We start from the raw sequence: 18,171 nt of genomic DNA, 5'->3' as shown, positions 1-18,171 counted from the left end.
GAAAGCCGCGGCACTGCCGCGGCTTTTTTCTTGCGCCATCCATGTATTGCCGGAGGCACAAAAAACAACGGCCCCTTGCGGGGCCGTTGCTGCATCAGCTGATCAGTGGATCGATCAGAACTTCTGCTTGTACTGCATGTACATGTAGCGGCCCGGCAGGTCGTACTGCGGGTCGAACATGTTGTACGAGGTGTAGTACGAAACCGGCGGGCTCTTGTCCCACGCGTTGTTCAGGCCGACCATGATGGTGCCCTTCCACGGCGTGTTGTAGCGGAACTGGATGTCGTGGTACGTCGTGGCACCAATGTGGTTCGTTCCCTTCGCGCCATCAGAGCAGTATGCGAAGGTTTCCGGTTCCTTGACTGGATCAAACGGGCACGGTTCGGTCATGCCGGACTTGTAACGAATGCCGTAGTTGACCCCGAAGTCCCCGTAGGACCAGTCCACATACAGATTGGAACGGATGCGCCAGTACGGATCCTGGTCGAGATAGCGTCCCTGGCGACCCTCGATCGGAGCATCCTGAGTCGACTTGGTATCCCACTTGGACAGGTAGGTGCCGTCCAGAGTGATGGTGAACTGGCCGATCGAAGTTTCCGGCAACTTGTACAGGATGCCCAGATCCCAACCTTCCACCTTGTACGACGCCAGGTTCTGCAGCGGCATGTTGACGTTGGTGATGGTGTAACGCTGGTTGGTGCTGCCGTAGTTCGGGTCACGCGTGATCAGGCCGCAGTTGGCTGCCTGCTCCTGCGCGGTGCCGCCATAGCAACGATCCATGATGTCCTGGATGGCCGGACGGGTGATGGCGTCCTCGATCTTGATCTGCCACCAGTCCAGGGTCACGTTCAGACCCTGCACGAAGCTCGGGCTCCACACCAGGCCCAGCGTCTTGCTGGTCGAGGTTTCCGGCTTCAGGTTCGGGTTGGCCTGCCAGGTGAACGGCTCAGGAGTCTGCTTCGCACCACTACCAGCGCCCGGCTGAACGAAGCCGATCGGCACGCCCTCTGCCGCACATTGTGCCGCGATAGCGCCGGTACGGCGACCAGACGTTGAGGAGCACGGATCGATGTAGCTCTCGAACGAGTCAGCATCACCGCGATACAGGTTGTTGATGCTCGGGGCGCGGAAGCCTTCCGAGTAGTTACCACGCACCATCAGGTCGTCGATCGGCTTCCAGCGGAAACCGAACTTGTTGTTGGTGGTGTTGCCGAAGTTGCTGTACTTCGAGTAGCGGGTTGCCGCGCTGAAGTCGAGCAGCTTGGCGCCCGGCAGGTCAGCCAGCACCGGGATCGACAGTTCCAGGAAGAACTCGTCCAGGTCATAGCTACCCTTGGTTGGGGATGCTCCGTTGCCGGTGCTCAGGCCAGAGGCGATGAAGGCGTCCGGATCGAACTGACCGGTTTCCTTGCGATATTCGTAACCAGCTGCGAAGCCCAATGCACCCGCCGGCAGCTGCACGATTTCGCCGGAGATGTTGGCGTAATAACCCTTGGACACCAGGCTGGCGGAGTCATGCGCGGTGAACGAGGTGTAATCCAGTGCCTCCTGCGAGATCGAACCCATCCCACCCAGCGGATTGATCGGGGCGCAGCCCGGAATGATTGCGCCAGCGGAGTTGAGGCACACAGCCTTGCCATCGCGGATCGCCGAGGGACCATATGCCTCGGCCAGACGCTGCTTGTTGAACAGGCCGTAGGTCAGATCGTTCTGGTCGGTCTTGTCGTAGCGGTAGCCGACATCCCAGTCGAAATTGCGGTCGGCGAATTCGAAGAAGCCCTCGAAACCACCGTAGAAGTGCCAGTTCTTGACGTTCTGGTTGAACGAACGTCCACCGGTTTCGTTGAAGCGGCGCGCGACGCCAGTCAGATCAACGCCGTACGGATTGTACATGCTGCCCGCGCTGAGGCGCTGGCCGGTGACCGGCATGGCAGCCAGCAGCTGTTCGGACTTGCGTTCGTTGTACATCGCCTCGGTGCGGAAGGTGATGTTGTCGGTAACGTTGTAAGAACCCACCGCGAACAGCGAGGTGCGCTCGTTGGGGGTCAGCAGGTAGTTGTCCGGCGCGGTGTTGTAGCCGTGAACATTGGGATCGAACGGCGTTTCAACGCCGTTGAGGATGATGTAACGCTCGTCGTTACGCAGATACGAACCCGGAATACCGGTGCTGCTCTGGCCGCTGAAGAACGGCGGGCCACCGGCGGAGATCTTGCGATCGCCGGCCATCACGGCCTTTTCGTTGACGTAGGAGACGCCCAGCACCAGCGAAGCGCGGTCAGTGGTGGTGCCCAGAGTGAAGTCGGCCGCTTCGCGGTCGCCGTCACCGGCGCTGTACTGGCCCTTGTAGAAGTTGGCTTCCGCGCCATCGAAGTTCTGCTTGGTGATGATGTTCACCACGCCGGCGATCGCGTCCGAACCGTAGATGGTCGATGCGCCGTCCTTCAGGATGTCGATGCGCTCGATCATCGCGGTCGGGATGGTGTTCAGGTCGACGCTGCCATCCAGGCCGGTGGTCCAGCGGCGGCCGTTGACCAGTACCAGGGTGCGCTCGGAACCCAGGTTGCGCAGGCTGACGCCGGCAGAACCGTCACCGCCGTTGTTGTAGGTACGGTTCAGGGCGGCACCGTTGGCGGCAACGCGCTGCAGGATGTCGGCGACCGAAGTCACGCCCTGCTTGTCGATGTCGGCGCGGGTCAGGCTCAGGACCGGCTGCGAGGTTTCGATGTCGGTGCTCTTGATGCGCGAACCGGTGACCGAGATGCGGTCAAGGTTGGTCGCTTCCTGGGCCTGGGCGGTGGCAGTGGACGCCACACCGGCAACGAGCGCGACCAGAACGGCATCGCGCAGCTTGTTGGACTGGAAATTCATTGGCTCTCTCTCTCCAAGAAATCTTGGCTGGGTTAATGCCCGGCGGGGGAGCGAAAAGCGCTCCCAAATCGCGAGGCTGAGTCGATAGTAGCGGGCGCTCGCCAAGAATTAAAGCTACGTTAATCAAGTCTGTGATTTTAGTAAAAATGAAATTTAATGCGAAAAATCAAAGGCTTGTATGTGTGGAAGCTCAGCTGCGTCTCGTTTGTTATGCGGAAGTGATGAAAAAATTTTCACTGTTGTGTATCGCAGCATGTCGAAATGCATGCCAGCGTCTCTCCGGCGTAGGGTAGCGTTCAGTCTGTATCGCGATCACGCATGCGCCACGGGCGCCTTTCGGCGCCCGTGGACAGTCAATCGTTGGACCCACACCTGGTGGGGTCAGAGATCCTGTTCGTAACGCACATACGGCACAGTGCCGTCGTCGTTGCTTTCATTGCGCGGGGAGAACGGATTCTTACCGCGGCTGATCACGTTCTCGGCGCCAACAGTAAGCTGGCCAGACCACGGGGTACGCCAGGTCAGGCCGATACCCAGCCCTTCCCACTTGCCGGGCTTGCCCGGCACATCGATCACGCGGCCGATGATGCTGCCGGTGAAATTGCCGTAGCCGGCGCCGATGCTCAGGCTCTTGCTGTCCCAGCGGTCGACGATGGACGGTGCGGCGTCGGCCAGCGGCACCAGGCGCGCCTTGGCGTAGGTACCGGCAATCGAGACAAAGCCCTCGCGGCCGATGTTCTTCTGCGCGAATACGGTCAGATCGTTCTGCTCGGCACGCAGCGAGGGTGTCTTGTTCGGGCCGGACAGCCACGCCGGCAGCGTTTCACGGCCGGTGCCGGCGGTGATGCCGAGACGGCTGCTGCTGCGGTTCAGCGCGGCGGTACCGGTGAAGCGGCGGCTGTTGAGGTCGTCGTCGTCACCCAGGCTGGCCAGCATGCAGTGACTGGCCAGGCCGCTCATGCTGGTCCCGCTGCTGCTGTTGCAGAGCAGGCCCAGCGAATCGCCGGAGGACAGGCCGAAGGCCGCATCCAGTGAGTTGCGGCCGAAGTGCCAGCGGGCGCCGGCGGCCTGTTCACCGGTGGGCTCCAGGTACAGCAGGGCCTCGACCTTGCCGCTGCCCTTGTTCCATACCGGCAGCACGGTCCGGGTGTCCTTGCTCTGCGCGTGCACGCCCGTGATCGCGCCAAGGGCGATCAGCAGGGCCAGCGGTAGACGCAGGAAGGTACGCATCGGACCAGTTCAGACAGGGACGGACAACGGAAGTTCCCGCGGAGACGGGAACTTGATCCTAGGGTGTTTATGAATTCTTAACAAGCCTTGATCCCCCCAGATGCAAGACAAGCCGTTTACTGAAGCCGTTCAGGCGCCGGTACAGTCCCCTCGGCACCGTGGAACAGTATGCCGAACTCCGTCAAAGGAAAGTGATACTCCCGCCCGCAGAATTCGCAACGGACCTCGACGGCGCCGGTGTCCGCGGCTGCGGCACGGGCCTCGTCCTCGCCCAGCGACTGCAGCATCGACGCGACCCGCTCGCGGGAACAGGAGCAGGCGAAGGACAGCGGCTTGCCGCCCATCAGTTCCGGCTTCTCTTCGTGGAACAGGCGGTGCAGCAACTGCTCGGCCGGGGTGGCCAGCAGCTCGGCCTTGCCCAGGGTCTCGAACAGGGCGCTGGCACGCGCCCAGCCGTCCTCGTCACCCTCGTCACCCGGCAGCTTCTGCAGCAGCAGGCCGGCGGCGCCGTTGCGGTCGGCGGCCAGCAGCAGGCGGGTCGGCAGCTGTTCGGACTGGCGGAAGTAGTCCTCGAAGGCCTCGTCCAGCTCCGGTGCGGTCAGCGCGACCAGGCTCTGGTAGCGCTGCGGCTCGCGCGGGTCCAGGCCCGGGTTCTCGATGGTGATCGCGAGCAGGGCGTCATCACCCAGGCTGGACAGGTCGCGCGGCGCATCGGCGCCGTCGCTGAGCTGGGCGATGCCGCGCAGGGTACCGGCGGCGGTGCACTCGGCAAACAGGGTGCGCAGCGCGGTGCTGCTGCGCAGCTGGATCGAGAGGCGGCCATCGATCTTGGTGTGGCCGGTGAACAGCGCCGAGGCCACGCAGGCCTCGCCGAGCAGTTCGGCGGCGGTATCCGGGTACTCGGCGTGGGACAGGATCTCCTGCCAGGTAGCCTGCAGGCGCACGTGGACGCCACGGACGCCAGCGTCGGGAAGCAGGAAGCGGATCAGGGAATCGGGGTTGGCGGTCATCGGCTCACATCGCGCGTAAACGAGGGCGGTTGCCGGATAATGCGCCGACAACCGGATAGAAGAAGGATGCACCAGTAATGGGGGCAGGGGGAGAGCAGCACAAGGTGGAGGCCATCGCAGAAGTCCCGCGCCGCAGGCGCTGGCGCTGGAAACGGCTGCTCTGGCTGCCGCTGCTGCTGGCCGCTTTCAGCTGCTTGCAGGTACTGGTGCTGCGGTTCATCGACCCGCCGGTATCCACGGTCATGCTGTGGCGCTATGGCGAGGCATTGGGGGAGGCCGACTGGTCCTATCGCCTGCATTACCAGTGGCGCGACCTGGACCAGATGGCAGCGAGCCTGCCGATCTCGCTGGTGGCCGCGGAGGACCAGCGCTTCCCCGACCACAATGGCTTCGACCTGCAGGCGATCGAGAAGGCCCGCGACCACAACGCCAAGGGCGGACGCCTGCGGGGGGCCAGCACGATCAGCCAGCAGGTCGCCAAGAACCTGTTCCTCTGGCAGGGCCGTAGCTGGATCCGCAAAGGCCTGGAAGTCTGGTACACGGTGCTGATCGAAGCACTGTGGCCGAAGGAACGGATCCTGGAGATGTACGCCAACATCGCCGAGTTCGGCGACGGCGTCTATGGCGCGCAGGCGGCGGCGCAGACGTTCTGGGGCAAGGATGCGTCCCGGTTGAGTCCGGCCGAGAGTGCACGGCTGGCGGCGGTGTTGCCGGCACCGCGGCGCTACAACGCGGCAAAGCCAGGGCCGTACGTGCAGCGGCGCGCGGCATGGATCCAGCGCCAGGCACGGCAGCTGGGCGGCGCGGCTTACCTGTCGGAAGACTGAGGACACCTGCCCTCGGGGCGGCAGGCCATGCACCTGCAGGCAACGTACAATCCGGGCATGAACCGCGAACGCCTTACTTTCGTCATCGCCGCCTACAACGAGGAGCAGGCGCTGCCGTGCCTGCATCCCCGCCTGTGTGCGGTGCTGGACGGAATGCCCGACATCGATGGCCACATCCTGTATGTGGACGATGGCAGCCACGACGGTACCTGGCAGGTGATCGCAGGATTGGCGCAGGACGACGCGCGCGTATCGGCGTTGAAGCTGTCGCGCAATTTCGGCAAGGAGGCCGCGCTGACTGCCGGCCTGGATCTGGTGCGCGACGGCGCGGCGATGATCCTGGATGCCGATGGCCAGGACCCGCCGGAACTGGTGCCGCAGTTCGTTGCGCGCTGGCGCGAGGGCCATGACAACGTCTATGGCACGCGCATGGCCCGCGATGGCGAAGCCTGGATCAAGCGCGCCACGGCGGCGGCGTTCTATCGGGTGATCGGTCGTCTGTCACGCACGCCGATCCCTGCCGACACCGGTGATTTCCGCCTGTTGTCGCCACGCGCGCTGAGTGCGCTGCGCGAGATGCGTGAACGCCACCGCTTCATGAAGGGCCTTTTCAGCTGGGTCGGATTCAAGCGTATTGCTGTGCCCTACCACCGTCACGCGCGGGTGGCCGGCTCCAGCAAGTTCAGCCTGTGGCGGCTGTGGAATTTCGCCTTGGAGGGCATCACCGGGTTCTCGACCGTTCCCCTGCGGGCGGCGACCTACATGGGCCTGGCAACGGCGGCGGTGGCCTTCGTATTCGGCGTTTGGGTGATTGCCAAGGCGGCCCTGTACGGTGACCGGGTGGCGGGTTGGCCGACGATGATGGCGGTGATCCTGTTCCTGGGCGGGGTGCAGTTGATCGCGCTGGGCCTGATCGGCGAGTACCTGGGACGGCTGTACGAGGAATCCAAGCAGCGCCCGTTGTACCTGGTTGACGCCTGGCTAGCATCCGCCGTGGCAGACTCGGCCTTGCAACCCACCCTCGGAGGGCAGGCAGATGACCACGGTACGGCAACTGTTGGACGGCAAGTCTCCTGAAGTACATGCGGTCGCGCCGGATGCGGCGGTGATCGATGCGATCCGGTTGATGGCGGAAAAGGGCATTGGCGCGGTGCTGGTGATGGACGGTCCGCGGCTGGTCGGGATCCTTTCGGAGCGCGACTACGCGCGCAAGATCGTGCTGCGTGATCGTTCGTCGCGGGATACGGCGGTGGCCGAGATCATGACGGCGAAGGTGGTGACGGTTTCGCCGGGCGAGCAGGTGGAGCAGTGCCTGCAGCTGGTGACCGACTACCGCATCCGCCACCTGCCGGTGGTGGAGGGGGCACAGGTGCTGGGGGTGATTTCCATCGGCGACCTGGTGAAGTCGGTGATCGATGCGCAGCGGCGCGAGCTGGATCAGCTGCAGCAGTACATCGTGGCGGGGTGAGGTGTTCGCTGGCGGGCCTGCGGCCCGCCGGCCCGCTTTTCGAAGCCAGAGCCAGAGCTGAGGGCAGCGCCTTCCTGGTACGCCGGGAGGCTGAGGGCATGGGCGTGCAGGACACGCCGCAAGTACGTCCCTGTAGGCTCGATGGCGCCATCCATGGCGCCAACGGTCCTGCACGCCCATGCCCTCTGCCTCTGGATACATTGCCGCGAGCGCGGTGAGATTCGCCCCAGACGATCTGCTTTTGGTAGCTGCCAACCTTGGTTGGCAACAGCTTTTGAATTTGCTTTTTTCTTCTGACTTTGAATTTCCGCTCTCGTTCCGCGCGCAGGAACCTGTCCGGAGCCGAAGCAAGGCGGCAGGCAGGACCGTGAGGCGCATGGATGCGCCGACCGAGCCTACGGGGACGTATTTACGGCGTGTCCTGCCTGTCGCCTTGCTCCGGCTCTACGCGCGGGAAAAGAGGCGCCGCGAACAACGCTGTAAACCTACTTCGCATATTGCCCACCGCAGTCGGCATCCTTCCCCGGCCCCAGTTCGATGGTCGCCAGCAACGCCGCCGGCGGGGCAATGCTGCCCAGTGCCAGGGCCACGGCTCCCCGGATGCCCAACGCCTTGAAGTCCGGTCGGAATGACGGGTCCTTGAACGTGCCACTGATGTGCAGTGGAGAGCGCAGCACCAGAATGCTCTTGTCCTTCGGGCGCGGTTTCAGCAGCAGCTCCAGGGTCTCGTCGCGCAGGCTGACCGTGCCTTCGCCGATGAGGATCGTATCGGTGGTGTCCACCGCCAGCGCCTGGCTGGTCATCAGGCCGTCGCGCACGCCGAAGTCGGCGAAGGCGCAGCGCAGGGGAATCTGTTTGTCGCCGGTCACCAGGAATTTCAGCGATTCGGTGATGTCCAGCCCTGCCAGTTCCATCACCAGGTTGCCGACATGGCCGCGGCCCATCGCCAGGCCGACCTTGCCACTGCTGCTGCCGAGCATTGCGGCGATCGAGTTGCCGCGGCCGCTCAGGTCCACCTCGCCGCCGATGCCGCCCTTGGCCTGCTCGGCCAGTTTCGCGTCCGGAAACAGCTGGCTGAGCTGCACGCCGCGCACGCTGGCCTTCAGGGCGGTGCTGATCTGCGGACGGCGCGCGTCCATGCGGATCGTGCTGCGGATATCGCCTCCGGCCACGCCGAAGTTCAGCGGGTCCAGCCGCAGTACGCCGTCATCCAGCAACAGGTGTGCATCCATGTCATCCAACGGAAGCGATGGCGCGTTGATGCGGTGGGCCTTCCAGCGCACGTCGGCATCCATCGCGCGCAGCTTGCCGAGGTTGTAGGGCGTGTCGGGCAACACGCGTGCGCGGGCGGCAACCCGTGCGGCCTCGGCCTTCTGTTCGGCGTTGGCGGTTTCGCCGCCGCCGGTTTTCGGTGGGGCACCGACGAAGCCGGCAAGGTCATCGAAGTCCAGGCGCTTGGATTCCAGCGTGGTGGTCAGCCGCGGCCGCGCACCGCCCACTTCGAACTGCAGATTGCCACCGAGGTCGCTGTCGCCGACCTTGCCGGTGAAGGCGTCGTAGCGCCAGACGTTGTGGTCACGCTTGAGCCGGCCGTTCAACGCATAGGGTGGCGACGGCGGAATGGCAATGCCGAGCAGCGGATAGAGGTCGGCGAGGTCCTGGCCGCTGAGCGCAAACTGCAGATCGAACAAGCGCAGCTGGAAGGGATTGGTCAGCGTGCCACTGGCTACCGCGTGGGTGGCGCCTGCTCGGCCATCGAGATGGATGCGGAACGGATGGTCGCTGTCGGTCAGCTCCAGCGGTGATTCCGTGCCGCCACGCAGGGTGAACGGATTGCCGTGCCAGTGTCCCTTGCCCTGTACCAGCAGCGGTGGCGCCGCATCGGCCTGTTTCGGCTGGCCGCTGCGCACGTCCACGCGGATATCGGTACGGCCGAGCGCGTCGAGGAACTGCAGGCGACCGTCATCGATGCGCAACCGTTTGAGCTGCGGGCTGGCCCCACCGGCGCTGCCACCGAGGAAATCCCAATTGCCCGGGTCGCCCTTGCGCGGCGCTGTTTCCAGCAGCACGTCCGGCCGGGTCAGGCGTACTTCGGGCAGCTGCACGCTGCCGCGCAGCAGCGGCCACACCCGCATGTCGATCTCGACGCGGTCTGCGGTGGCCATATCGGGTTGCTTCGCCCAGCTTGCATTGGCGAAGGTGATCGCATCGGCGCGGATCGTACTGGTGCGGCCGAGGTCGACATCAAGGTTCCCGATGTGCAGCGCACGGCCGGTACGTGCCTGCACCGCACGCTCAACCGGCCCCTTGAACCAGTTCCAGTCCCATAACGCGATCAGCAGCAGGAGTGCCGCCAGCAGGAAGATCAGGATCGTGAGCCAGCGCCGGCCTCGTGGGCCGGGGCGGCGGAGGCGCCAGCGGGTCGTGCGCTTTGTGGCAGGGGAGGTGGCAGCATTCACGCCGCCATGGTTGCCCCCTCTTCGTGGACAGGGCGCGAAGCGTCCATGTGCGTGGTGTGCAAACGCCGCGTTCGAACGCTGGTTTACAGCACCTGCATGGTGACCGCGACGAAGTGGCAGACGCTGCCACCGATCACGAACAGGTGCCAGATCGCATGCGAATACGGGATCGATTCACGGTGGTAGAAGTAGGTCCCCAGCGTGTACGACAGGCCACCGGCGAACAGCCAGGTGAGGGTGCCGCCGTCGATCGAAGCCCACATCGGCTTGATCGCCACGACCACCAGCCAGCCCATGGCGATGTAGATCACTGTTGAGAGCACCTTGAAGCGGCCGGTGTAGAACAGCTTGAACACCACGCCGCCCAGCGCCAGCGCCCAGATCGCGGTGAACAGGCCCCAGCCCCACGGACCACGCAGGCCGATCAGGGTGAACGGGGTATAGGTGCCCGCGATCAGCACGTAGATCGCGCAGTGGTCGAACACCTTCAAGCGGCCCTTGGCGACCGGATGCTGGATGGCGTGATACAGGGTGGAGGCGGTGTACAGCAGCAACAGCGCGATACCGAATACGATCGCGCTGGCCAGCTGCCAGCCGTCGCCGTAGATCGCAGCCAGGGTGATCAGCACCGCGCTGGCTGCCAGGGCGAACACCGCGCCCAGGCCATGGGTCAGGGCGCTGGCGATTTCTTCACGGATCGAAGCAATGGACGTCGTGGACATGGGCATGGGCATCGTTCACGGGGAGGGGGACCCGCGTCCCCCTATCATCGCCGCGATGGCCGCCGTGTGCACGCCCGTCACCGTATGGTGGGTGAATCCCTGCGTTGCGCCGATGAATCCGTGAGCGGTAGATCCACGCCATGCGTGGATGAACCACCCGCGACGGCCGGGGGCAGAGCCCTTTCCTTGCGGAAAGGGATCCGGCCCGCTGGCATCAGCCCACCGAAACCGTATGCGCCGCTTCGCGGGTGGCCGAGAAGCGCACGTCCGGCGAGCGTTCCTGCGCCAGCTGCAGGTTGACCCGGGTCGGTGCCAGGTAGACCAGGTGGCCGGCTGCATCCAGCGCCAGGTTCAGCGCATTCTTCTCGCGGAACTCTTCCAGCTTCTTCTCGTTGCTGCAGTGGACCCAACGCGCAGTGGTCACGCTGACCGGCTCGAAGGTGGCTTCCACGCCGTACTCGTCCTTCAGGCGGTAGGCGGCCACGTCGAACTGCAGCACGCCGACCGCACCCAGGATCAGGTCGTTGCTGGTCAGCGGGCGGAAGAACTGGGTCGCACCTTCCTCGGACAGCTGGGCCAGGCCCTTCTGCAGCTGCTTGAGCTTGAGCGGATCGCGCAGGCGTGCGCGGCGGAACAGTTCCGGGGCGAAGTTGGGGATTCCGGTGAAGGTGACTGCTTCGCCTTCGGTGAAGGTATCGCCGATGGAAATGGTGCCGTGGTTGTGGATGCCGATCACATCGCCCGGCCACGCCTCGGCGGCGATCTCGCGGTCGCTGGCCATGAAGGTCAGCGCGTTGGCCAGCTTCATTTCCTTGCCGGTGCGCACGTGGAAGGTCTTCATGCCGGCGCTGAAGCGGCCCGAGCAGACCCGCATGAACGCCACGCGGTCACGGTGCTGCGGGTCCATGTTGGCCTGGATCTTGAACACGAAGCCGGTCAGCTTGTTCTCTTCCGGGGCGATCTCGCGGCCGGTGGTGGAACGCGCCTGCGGCGACGGGGCATGTTCGACGAAGAAGTCCAGCAGCGGCTGCACACCGAAGTTGTTCACGCCCGAGCCGAAGAACACCGGGGTCTGCTTGCCGGCGCGGTAGGCGTCCAGGTCGAACGGATGGCTGGCGCCCTGCACCAGTTCCAGTTCGTCGCGCAGGTCGGCCAGCATCTGTGCACCGATCTTCTCGGCCAGGCCGGGCGCATCGATGGACGGGAAGATGGTCGAGTCCTGGCGGGTGAAGTTGCGGCCCGGTTCGTACAGGTGCACTTCGCCGGTCAGCAGGTGGACCACGCCCTTCAGGCGCTGGCCCATGCCGATCGGCCAGGTCACCGGCGCGCACTGGATGCCCAGCACGGTTTCCACTTCATCCAGCAGCTCGATCGGGTCCTTGCCCTCGCGGTCGAGCTTGTTGATGAAGGTCATGATCGGGGTGTCGCGCAGGCGGCAGACTTCCATCAGCTTGATGGTGCGCTCTTCCACGCCCTTGGCCACGTCGATCACCATCAGCGCCGAGTCCACCGCGGTCAGCACGCGGTAGGTGTCCTCGCCGAAGTCGGCGTGGCCGGGGGTGTCGAGCAGGTTGACGATCTTGCCTTCGTACGGGAACTGCATCACCGAGGAGGTGACGGAGATGCCGCGCTCCTTTTCCAGCGCCATCCAGTCGGAGGTGGCGTGGCGGGCGGCCTTGCGGCCCTTGACCGAACCGGCCATCTGGATCGCGCCTCCGAACAGCAGCAGCTTTTCGGTCAGCGTGGTCTTGCCGGCGTCAGGGTGGGAGATGATGGCGAAGGTGCGGCGACGCGACGCTTCGTTGGCGACTTCGGACATGGCAGTGGCGCCCGCCCGGGGCGCTTTTCAAAGAGATAAGCGCCCGATTATACCGGCCGGGGCCGTTCAGCGCCCGATGCCGCCCTCGACCTCGTCCTGGCGGGCGAACTGCAGTTGGCCCTGTTCGGCGAAGATGCGTGCCGGCACCGAGCGCAGGCCCATGCCGCGGTTGACCTGCACCACGAAGTGCAGGTGCGGCGCGCTGCTGAAGCCGCTGTTGCCGGACAGGCCGAGCGGCTGCCCGGCCCCCACCGCCTGGCCGCGACGCACGCGCATGCCGCCGGCCTGCAGGTGGCCGTACAGCGCCATGCTGCCGTCGCTGTGCAGCACACGGATGAAGTTGGCGCGGGCACCATCACGTTCGCGGTCCTGGCCGTTGCCACGAAAACCATCCTGGATCTGCATCACCGTGCCCTCGCGCGCGGCCAGCACCAGCGTGCCCTCCGGCAGTGCGAAGTCCACCGCGTCGCGGTTCTCCTCGTCATCGTGGCTGAACCGGCCCTGCGGCGCCTGGTCCACGCGCGGACGGGCCGCATCGAAAGGCAGGCGATAGGCGACATCTTCGGCCTGTGCGGCCGGGTTGCCCGGCACCGACTGCAGGCGCAGATCCAGCGTGCGGCCATCGAGCGGGGCGGGCAGGTGGCCGACCACCAGGCTGCTGTCGCCCTGGATCAGCGATTGCAGCGGCAGCCCTTCGACCGGGCGTCCGGGTGCAGCGCGCAGTTCGATCTGCAGCGGTCCTGCCAGCCCATTGTCGATCCGGGCCTGCCATTGCGTGCCGACCGGCTGCAGGCGCAGCCGGGCCATGGGGGCGGCGCCCTCGGCACTGCCAGCGTGGGTGGTTGGGGTGGCGGGGGAAACCAGTCCCCAGCCCTGGCGCCAGTCACCGGCGCTGGCCGTCGTGCTCGCCAGCAGGGACATCAGCAGGCAGGTCAGGGGCAGGCGCAGCATCAGTGGTTCCAGAGGGTAGGGACCGCCGGGACTGTAGCCGATCCTGAACAGGACGACCGCGACCGCCTTCGCATAGTCGCGTTGAAAATATTCATCGCTTTATCCGCATGAAGGGATTGACAGTGCCGGAAAGGGCTGGCATCGTGGCTCCACCATCGAGACCGGCAGAGGGACAGGCCCTTTGAAGCCGGGGCAGCCCGCGGATGCGAAAGCGTCTGCGTAGGTGCCAAATCCTGCGGGGACCGTGGCGTCCACCGAAAGATGGTTCGAACCATGCACCCCACGTGCATCTCGAACGCGGGCCCCGCGAAGGCTCGATGGCCGATTCCCCAACCGGATCCCGCCATGAGCTTCGCCGCCAGTACCGCGCTTCGCCCCGAACCCTTTGTCCCCGTCAGCGTGCCGGTCGAAGACCGCGTGCATGCCGAGCGCGGTGAGTTCGCCGCGGTGCTGTCGATGCGTCACGCCGGCCCCAGCCCGGTGCGCCTGCGCTATGAGTGGGTCGGCCCGGCCAATGCGCCGGTGGTGGTGCTGGCCGGTGGCATTTCCGCCCATCGCCACGTGGCGTCCAATGCACAGTTCAGCGAGAAGGGCTGGGCCGAAGACCTGGTCGGCAGCGGGCGCGCGCTGGATCCGCAGCAGCTGCGTGTACTGGCCTTCGACTTCATCGGCGCCGATGGTGCACTGGATGTGCCGATCGATACCGCCGACCAGGCCGATGCACTGGCGCTGCTGCTGGACCATCTCGGCATCCGCACGCTGAAGGCGTTCGTGGGCTACTCCTACGGGGCGCTGGTCGGCCAGCAGTTCGCGATCCGCCACCGTGCACGCGTGCGCCAGCTGGTGCTGGCCAGTGGCGCGCATCGCCCGCATCCGTATGCCGCCGCCTGGCGCGCATTGCAGCGCCGCGCGGTCGCGTTGGGCCAGCTGCAGTGCGGCGAAGACCACGGTCTGGCGTTGGCCCGGCAGTTCGCCATGCTCAGCTACCGCACCCCGGAAGAGTTCGGCGAGCGCTTCGATGCCGCGCCGGAAGTGATCAATGGCCGCGTGCGCGTGGCCGCCGAAGACTATCTCGATGCGGCCGGTGCGCAGTACGTCGCGCGCACGCCGGTGACTGCTTACCTGCGCCTGTCCGAATCGATCGACCTGCACCGCGTCGACCCCACCGCGATCCTGCCGCCCACCGTAGTTGTCGCGGTGGAGGGTGACCGCCTGGTGCCGCTGGCCGACCTGGTCGGTCTGGTCGAAGGGCTGGGCCCGCGCGGCAGTCTGCGCGTGCTGCGCTCGCCCTACGGCCACGACGCCTTCCTCAAAGAAACCGATCGCATCGACGCGATCCTCGCCACCGCCTTCCGCACTTCTGGAGAGTCCGCATGAGCCTGCACGCAAACGAGCCGTCCTGTAGTCGCACCACTGCCGCCGTCCGTGCCGGCATCGATCGGGACACCGCGCATGGTGCGGTCACGCCGCCGATCGTGCTGTCGTCGAACTTCAGTTTTGAAGGCTTCGGCAACAAGCGCCAGTACGACTACACGCGCAGTGGCAACCCGACCCGTGACCTGCTCGGCGAGGCGCTGGCGGAACTGGAGGGCGGCGCCGGCGGCGTCATCACCGCCACCGGCATGGGTGCGATCAACCTGGTGTTGAACGCATTGCTGCAGCCGGGCGACACCCTGGTGGTGCCGCACGATGCATACGGCGGCAGCTGGCGCCTGTTCAATGCGCTGGCGAAAAAGGGCCACTTCGAACTGGTCACCGCCGACCTGACCGATCCGCGCGCACTGGCGCAGGCGCTGGCCACGCAGCCGAAGCTGGTGCTGGTGGAAACCCCGTCCAACCCGCTGCTGCGCATCACCGACCTGCGCTTCGTCATCGAGGCCGCGCACAAGGCCGGTGCACTGGTGGTAGTCGACAACACCTTCCTGTCGCCGGCACTGCAGCAGCCGCTGTCGTTCGGCGCGGACCTTGTGCTGCATTCCACCACCAAGTACATCAATGGCCATAGCGATGTGGTCGGTGGGGCGGTGGTCGCGCGCGATCCGGCGCTGCACGAGCAGCTGGTGTGGTGGGGCAACGCGCTGGGCCTGACCGGCTCGCCGTTCGATGCGTTCCTGACCCTGCGCGGCCTGCGCACGCTGGATGCGCGCCTGCGCGTGCACCAGGAAAACACCGCGTCGATCGTCGCATTGCTGGATCAGCATCCGGCGGTCGGCACGGTGTACTACCCGGGCCTGGCCGATCACCCGGGCCACGCCATCGCCGCGCGCCAGCAAAGCGGCTTCGGCGCGATGCTGTCGTTCGAACTGGCCGACTGCGAAGGCGATGATCCGCATGCCGCAGTGCGTGCCTTCGTCGATGGCCTGCGCTGCTTCACCCTGGCCGAATCGCTGGGTGGCGTCGAAAGCCTGATCGCGCACCCGGCCACCATGACCCATGCGGCGATGACCGCTGAAGCGCGCGCGGCCGCCGGCATCAGCGAAGGCCTGCTGCGCCTGTCGGTCGGCATCGAGGCCGAGCGTGACCTGCTGGCTGATCTCGGCGCAGCGCTGCAGCGCGCCGAAGCCGTGATCGATGCGGCTGCGCGCCGCAAACAGGTGGTGGATGCATGAGCGCGCTCGCCGCTGACATTCCTGCGCTGGGCGTGGGACGCCTGGCGCTGCTCGGCACCGGCACGGTGGGCTCTGCCTTCGTGCAGCGCTACCAGGCGTTGCAGGCACGCGGGTTGGAACTGCCCAGCGTGCAGTGGCTGGCCAATTCGCGCACCGCACTGGCGATCGACCGTGATCTGGCGTTGCCGCTGGAGCTGGCACGACGCGCACCGCGTGACGGTCTCAGCTCACCGCCATGGGCGAGCGCCGAAGGGCTGGAACGGGGTGACGTGGTGGTCGATGCCACTGCCAGCGAAGATGTGGCCGCACGTCACGTGCAGTGGCTGGCGCGTGGGGTGCACGTGGTCACCGCCAACAAGCTGGGCCGCGGTGCGCAGCTGGCACGTGCCACGGCCATCGCCGAGAGCTGCGCAGACAGTGGCGCACGCTATGGCGACAGCGCCACCGTCGGTGCCGGCCTGCCGTTGCTGAGCAGCCTGCGCGCGCTGGTAGCCGGTGGCGACCACATCCACGCCATCGAGGGCGTGCTGTCCGGCTCGCTGGCGTGGCTGTTCCATCGCTATGACGGCCAATCGCCGTTCTCGGCGGCGGTGCGCGAGGCGCTGGCGGCCGGTTATACCGAACCGGACCCGCGTCTGGATCTGTCCGGCGAGGACGTGCGCCGCAAGCTGTTGATCCTGGCGCGCAGCAGCGGGCTGGCGCTGGATGCTTCGCAGGTGCAGGTGGATTCACTGGTGCCTGAAGCGCTGGCAGCGCTGCCGCTGGAGGATGCGGTGGCCGCACTGGAGCAACTGGATGCGCCGCTGCAGGCGCGTTGGCAGCAGGCGCGCGACAATGGTCGTGTGCTGCGTTTCGTCGGCCGCGTTGATGGCGAGGGTGCGCAGGTAGGCCTGCGCGAGTTGCCGGCCGATCACCCCTTGGCGCAGGGCGCGGGCACCGACAACCGCGTGGCCATCCACAGCGATCGCTATCACCGCCAGCCGTTGCTGATCCAGGGGCCGGGCGCGGGTGCGGAAGTCACTGCGGCCGCGTTGCTGGATGACGTGCTGCGGATCGTGGGTTGATGTCCGTGTTGCTGCGCTCGCCGGGCCATGCCCGGCGGGCCCGCAATCTCAACGCGACCTCAACGCCTTCAACAATGCCGCATTGAACTGCTTCGGGTCCTGCACCTGCGGCGAATGGCCCAGTTCGGCGAACTCGACCAGCGTCGCGCCCGGAATGGCCGCGGCCGCTGCTCTGCCCAGCACCGGATAATTGCCCAGCGTCGCCTTCACCGCAGGCGGCGCCAGGTCACGGCCGATCGCGGTGCGGTCCTTCTGGCCGATGAACAACGTGGTCGGCACCTGCAGATTCTTCAGTTCGTAGACCACCGGCTGGTTGAACACCATGTCCGATGCCAGTGCCTGGCTCCACGCAACGACCTGCTTGCCCGGGCCTTCATACATGCCCGACTGCATCCGCGCCCACGGTTCATACGCCGGCTTCCATTTGCCGTCGTAGTACACGTCCAGCTGGTAGCGGCGGATGCTGTCATAGCTGATGTTCATTTCGCCGGCGTACCACGTGTCCACGCTGCGCCAGGGAACACCCAGCGCCTTCCAGTCTTCCAGCCCGATTGGATTGACCAGTGACAGGCTCCGCAGGTCCTGCGGGAACATCAGCGCGTAGCGCACCGCCAGCATGCCGCCCATCGAATGACCGACCAGGTGCACCGGTACATCACCAAGTTGCAGCTGTTGCAGCAGGGCATGGGTGTTGGCGGCCAGCTGCGCGAACGAATACTGGTAGCGTTCGGGCTTGCTGGATTTGCAGAAGCCCACCTGGTCCGGGGCGATCACCCGGTAACCGGCGTTCAGCAGCGGTGCGATGGTCTGCTGCCAGGTGGCTGCGCAGAAATTCTTGCCGTGCAGCAGCACCACCACACCGATGGCGCGGCGCTTGGGCAGGACATCCAGATAGGCCATTTCCAGTGGCTGCCGCTGCGACTCCAGTGCGAAGATCTTCACCGGATAGCCGTAGTCGAAACCCTCCAGCCGCGGCCCGTAGGTGGGCGCGGCCAAGGCAGGCAGCGGCAGGCAGGCAAGCAGGGCAGCAGCGATCACGCGCATGGGGCCAATCCGGGGCAGGGGAGCCCCGAGCCTAACCGGAACGCGGTGACGGTGTCGTCCGATGTTGAGCCGGGCTCATGCCCGGCTGCAGGGTAGAGCC

Annotated in this window: 14 protein-coding genes and 1 riboswitch; of the genes, 6 read left to right on the top strand and 8 right to left on the bottom strand. The window is 65.8% G+C overall.

What is annotated here, in order from left to right:
* Positions 1-114: 114 nt before the first annotated feature.
* The 3 genes from ACZK2R_RS17325 to hslO all read right to left on the bottom strand — a co-directional run bounded on the left by ACZK2R_RS17325 (position 115) and on the right by hslO (position 5,108).
* Positions 115-2,868: a TonB-dependent receptor plug domain-containing protein gene (locus ACZK2R_RS17325; protein WP_049401415.1), complete on the bottom strand. Its 2,754-nt coding sequence runs from the start codon at positions 2,866-2,868 to the stop codon at positions 115-117.
* A gap of 381 nt (positions 2,869-3,249) precedes the next feature.
* Positions 3,250-4,098 carry an XOO1806 family protein gene (locus ACZK2R_RS17320; RefSeq protein ID WP_125895574.1) on the bottom strand — a complete coding sequence of 283 codons (849 nt, stop codon included), beginning with the start codon at positions 4,096-4,098 and terminating at the stop codon, positions 3,250-3,252.
* 116 nt (positions 4,099-4,214) lie between these two features.
* Positions 4,215-5,108: an Hsp33 family molecular chaperone HslO gene (gene hslO / locus ACZK2R_RS17315; protein ID WP_032130068.1), complete on the bottom strand. Its 894-nt coding sequence runs from the start codon at positions 5,106-5,108 to the stop codon at positions 4,215-4,217.
* Between the two features lie 77 nt (positions 5,109-5,185).
* On the opposite strand from hslO, the gene mtgA reads away from it, so the two are divergent.
* From mtgA to ACZK2R_RS17300, 3 genes are read left to right on the top strand one after another with little or no spacing between them, the layout of a single operon-like run.
* Positions 5,186-5,935, top strand: coding sequence for a monofunctional biosynthetic peptidoglycan transglycosylase (gene mtgA, locus ACZK2R_RS17310; RefSeq protein WP_032130069.1), 750 nt, complete (start codon positions 5,186-5,188; stop codon positions 5,933-5,935).
* Positions 5,936-5,992: 57 nt separating this feature from the next.
* Positions 5,993-7,012: a glycosyltransferase family 2 protein gene (locus tag ACZK2R_RS17305; protein WP_049401430.1), complete on the top strand. Its 1,020-nt coding sequence runs from the start codon at positions 5,993-5,995 to the stop codon at positions 7,010-7,012.
* Positions 6,972-7,403, top strand: coding sequence for a CBS domain-containing protein (locus tag ACZK2R_RS17300; protein ID WP_125895576.1), 432 nt, complete (start codon positions 6,972-6,974; stop codon positions 7,401-7,403). Before ACZK2R_RS17305 ends, ACZK2R_RS17300 begins: the two co-directional genes overlap by 41 nt.
* Positions 7,404-7,888: 485 nt before the next feature.
* Here ACZK2R_RS17300 and ACZK2R_RS17295 read toward each other — a convergent pair whose 3' ends face one another.
* From ACZK2R_RS17295 to ACZK2R_RS17280, 4 genes are all read right to left on the bottom strand, one after another.
* Complete coding sequence (locus tag ACZK2R_RS17295; RefSeq protein WP_125895612.1) at positions 7,889-9,862, bottom strand: AsmA family protein; 1,974 nt, start codon at positions 9,860-9,862, stop codon at positions 7,889-7,891.
* A gap of 83 nt (positions 9,863-9,945) precedes the next feature.
* Positions 9,946-10,584, bottom strand: coding sequence for a PAQR family membrane homeostasis protein TrhA (trhA, locus tag ACZK2R_RS17290; RefSeq protein ID WP_005410682.1), 639 nt, complete (start codon positions 10,582-10,584; stop codon positions 9,946-9,948).
* A 214-nt stretch (positions 10,585-10,798) separates the two neighbouring features.
* Positions 10,799-12,403 (bottom strand): peptide chain release factor 3, encoded by a 1,605-nt coding sequence (locus ACZK2R_RS17285; protein WP_014038155.1) that lies wholly within the window; start codon positions 12,401-12,403, stop codon positions 10,799-10,801.
* Between the two features lie 66 nt (positions 12,404-12,469).
* Positions 12,470-13,354 carry a M23 family metallopeptidase gene (locus tag ACZK2R_RS17280; RefSeq protein ID WP_121504649.1) on the bottom strand — a complete coding sequence of 295 codons (885 nt, stop codon included), beginning with the start codon at positions 13,352-13,354 and terminating at the stop codon, positions 12,470-12,472.
* A gap of 149 nt (positions 13,355-13,503) precedes the next feature.
* Positions 13,504-13,622, top strand: a riboswitch (SAM riboswitch).
* 77 nt (positions 13,623-13,699) lie between these two features.
* Between ACZK2R_RS17280 and metX the strand changes: the two genes are divergently transcribed.
* From metX to ACZK2R_RS17265, 3 genes are read left to right on the top strand one after another with little or no spacing between them, the layout of a single operon-like run.
* Positions 13,700-14,731 (top strand): homoserine O-succinyltransferase MetX, encoded by a 1,032-nt coding sequence (gene metX / locus ACZK2R_RS17275; protein WP_049401407.1) that lies wholly within the window; start codon positions 13,700-13,702, stop codon positions 14,729-14,731.
* Complete coding sequence (locus ACZK2R_RS17270; protein WP_049401406.1) at positions 14,728-15,963, top strand: O-succinylhomoserine (thiol)-lyase; 1,236 nt, start codon at positions 14,728-14,730, stop codon at positions 15,961-15,963. The genes metX and ACZK2R_RS17270 overlap by 4 nt, the downstream gene beginning before the upstream one ends.
* The gene (locus ACZK2R_RS17265) at positions 15,960-17,027 is read left to right on the top strand and encodes a homoserine dehydrogenase family protein (RefSeq protein ID WP_049420952.1); all 1,068 of its coding nucleotides are present in this window, start codon (positions 15,960-15,962) and stop codon (positions 17,025-17,027) included. The genes ACZK2R_RS17270 and ACZK2R_RS17265 overlap by 4 nt, the downstream gene beginning before the upstream one ends.
* 48 nt (positions 17,028-17,075) lie before the next feature.
* On the opposite strand, the gene ACZK2R_RS17260 is transcribed toward ACZK2R_RS17265, so the two are convergent.
* The gene (locus ACZK2R_RS17260; protein ID WP_180838343.1) at positions 17,076-18,071 is read right to left on the bottom strand and encodes an alpha/beta fold hydrolase; all 996 of its coding nucleotides are present in this window, start codon (positions 18,069-18,071) and stop codon (positions 17,076-17,078) included.
* Positions 18,072-18,171: the final 100 nt, after the last annotated feature.

Source organism: Stenotrophomonas sp. 96582_Sma (assembly GCF_056480905.1).
The sequence above is the reverse complement of the archived record's forward strand: the minus strand, read 5'-3'. Positions and strand labels throughout refer to the sequence as shown.

Excerpts from the sequence above, each read along its gene's own strand:
- ACZK2R_RS17325 (WP_049401415.1), bottom strand. The coding sequence starts at position 2,868 with ATGAATTTCCAGTCCAACAAGCTGCGCGATGCCGTTCTGGTCGCGCTC.
- ACZK2R_RS17320 (WP_125895574.1), bottom strand. The coding sequence starts at position 4,098 with ATGCGTACCTTCCTGCGTCTACCGCTGGCCCTGCTGATCGCCCTTGGC.
- hslO (WP_032130068.1), bottom strand. The coding sequence starts at position 5,108 with ATGACCGCCAACCCCGATTCCCTGATCCGCTTCCTGCTTCCCGACGCT.
- mtgA (WP_032130069.1), top strand. The coding sequence starts at position 5,186 with ATGGGGGCAGGGGGAGAGCAGCACAAGGTGGAGGCCATCGCAGAAGTC.
- ACZK2R_RS17305 (WP_049401430.1), top strand. The coding sequence starts at position 5,993 with ATGAACCGCGAACGCCTTACTTTCGTCATCGCCGCCTACAACGAGGAG.
- ACZK2R_RS17300 (WP_125895576.1), top strand. The coding sequence starts at position 6,972 with ATGACCACGGTACGGCAACTGTTGGACGGCAAGTCTCCTGAAGTACAT.
- trhA (WP_005410682.1), bottom strand. The coding sequence starts at position 10,584 with ATGTCCACGACGTCCATTGCTTCGATCCGTGAAGAAATCGCCAGCGCC.
- ACZK2R_RS17285 (WP_014038155.1), bottom strand. The coding sequence starts at position 12,403 with ATGTCCGAAGTCGCCAACGAAGCGTCGCGTCGCCGCACCTTCGCCATC.
- ACZK2R_RS17280 (WP_121504649.1), bottom strand. The coding sequence starts at position 13,354 with ATGCTGCGCCTGCCCCTGACCTGCCTGCTGATGTCCCTGCTGGCGAGC.
- metX (WP_049401407.1), top strand. The coding sequence starts at position 13,700 with ATGAGCTTCGCCGCCAGTACCGCGCTTCGCCCCGAACCCTTTGTCCCC.
- ACZK2R_RS17270 (WP_049401406.1), top strand. The coding sequence starts at position 14,728 with ATGAGCCTGCACGCAAACGAGCCGTCCTGTAGTCGCACCACTGCCGCC.
- ACZK2R_RS17265 (WP_049420952.1), top strand. The coding sequence starts at position 15,960 with ATGAGCGCGCTCGCCGCTGACATTCCTGCGCTGGGCGTGGGACGCCTG.
- ACZK2R_RS17260 (WP_180838343.1), bottom strand. The coding sequence starts at position 18,071 with ATGCGCGTGATCGCTGCTGCCCTGCTTGCCTGCCTGCCGCTGCCTGCC.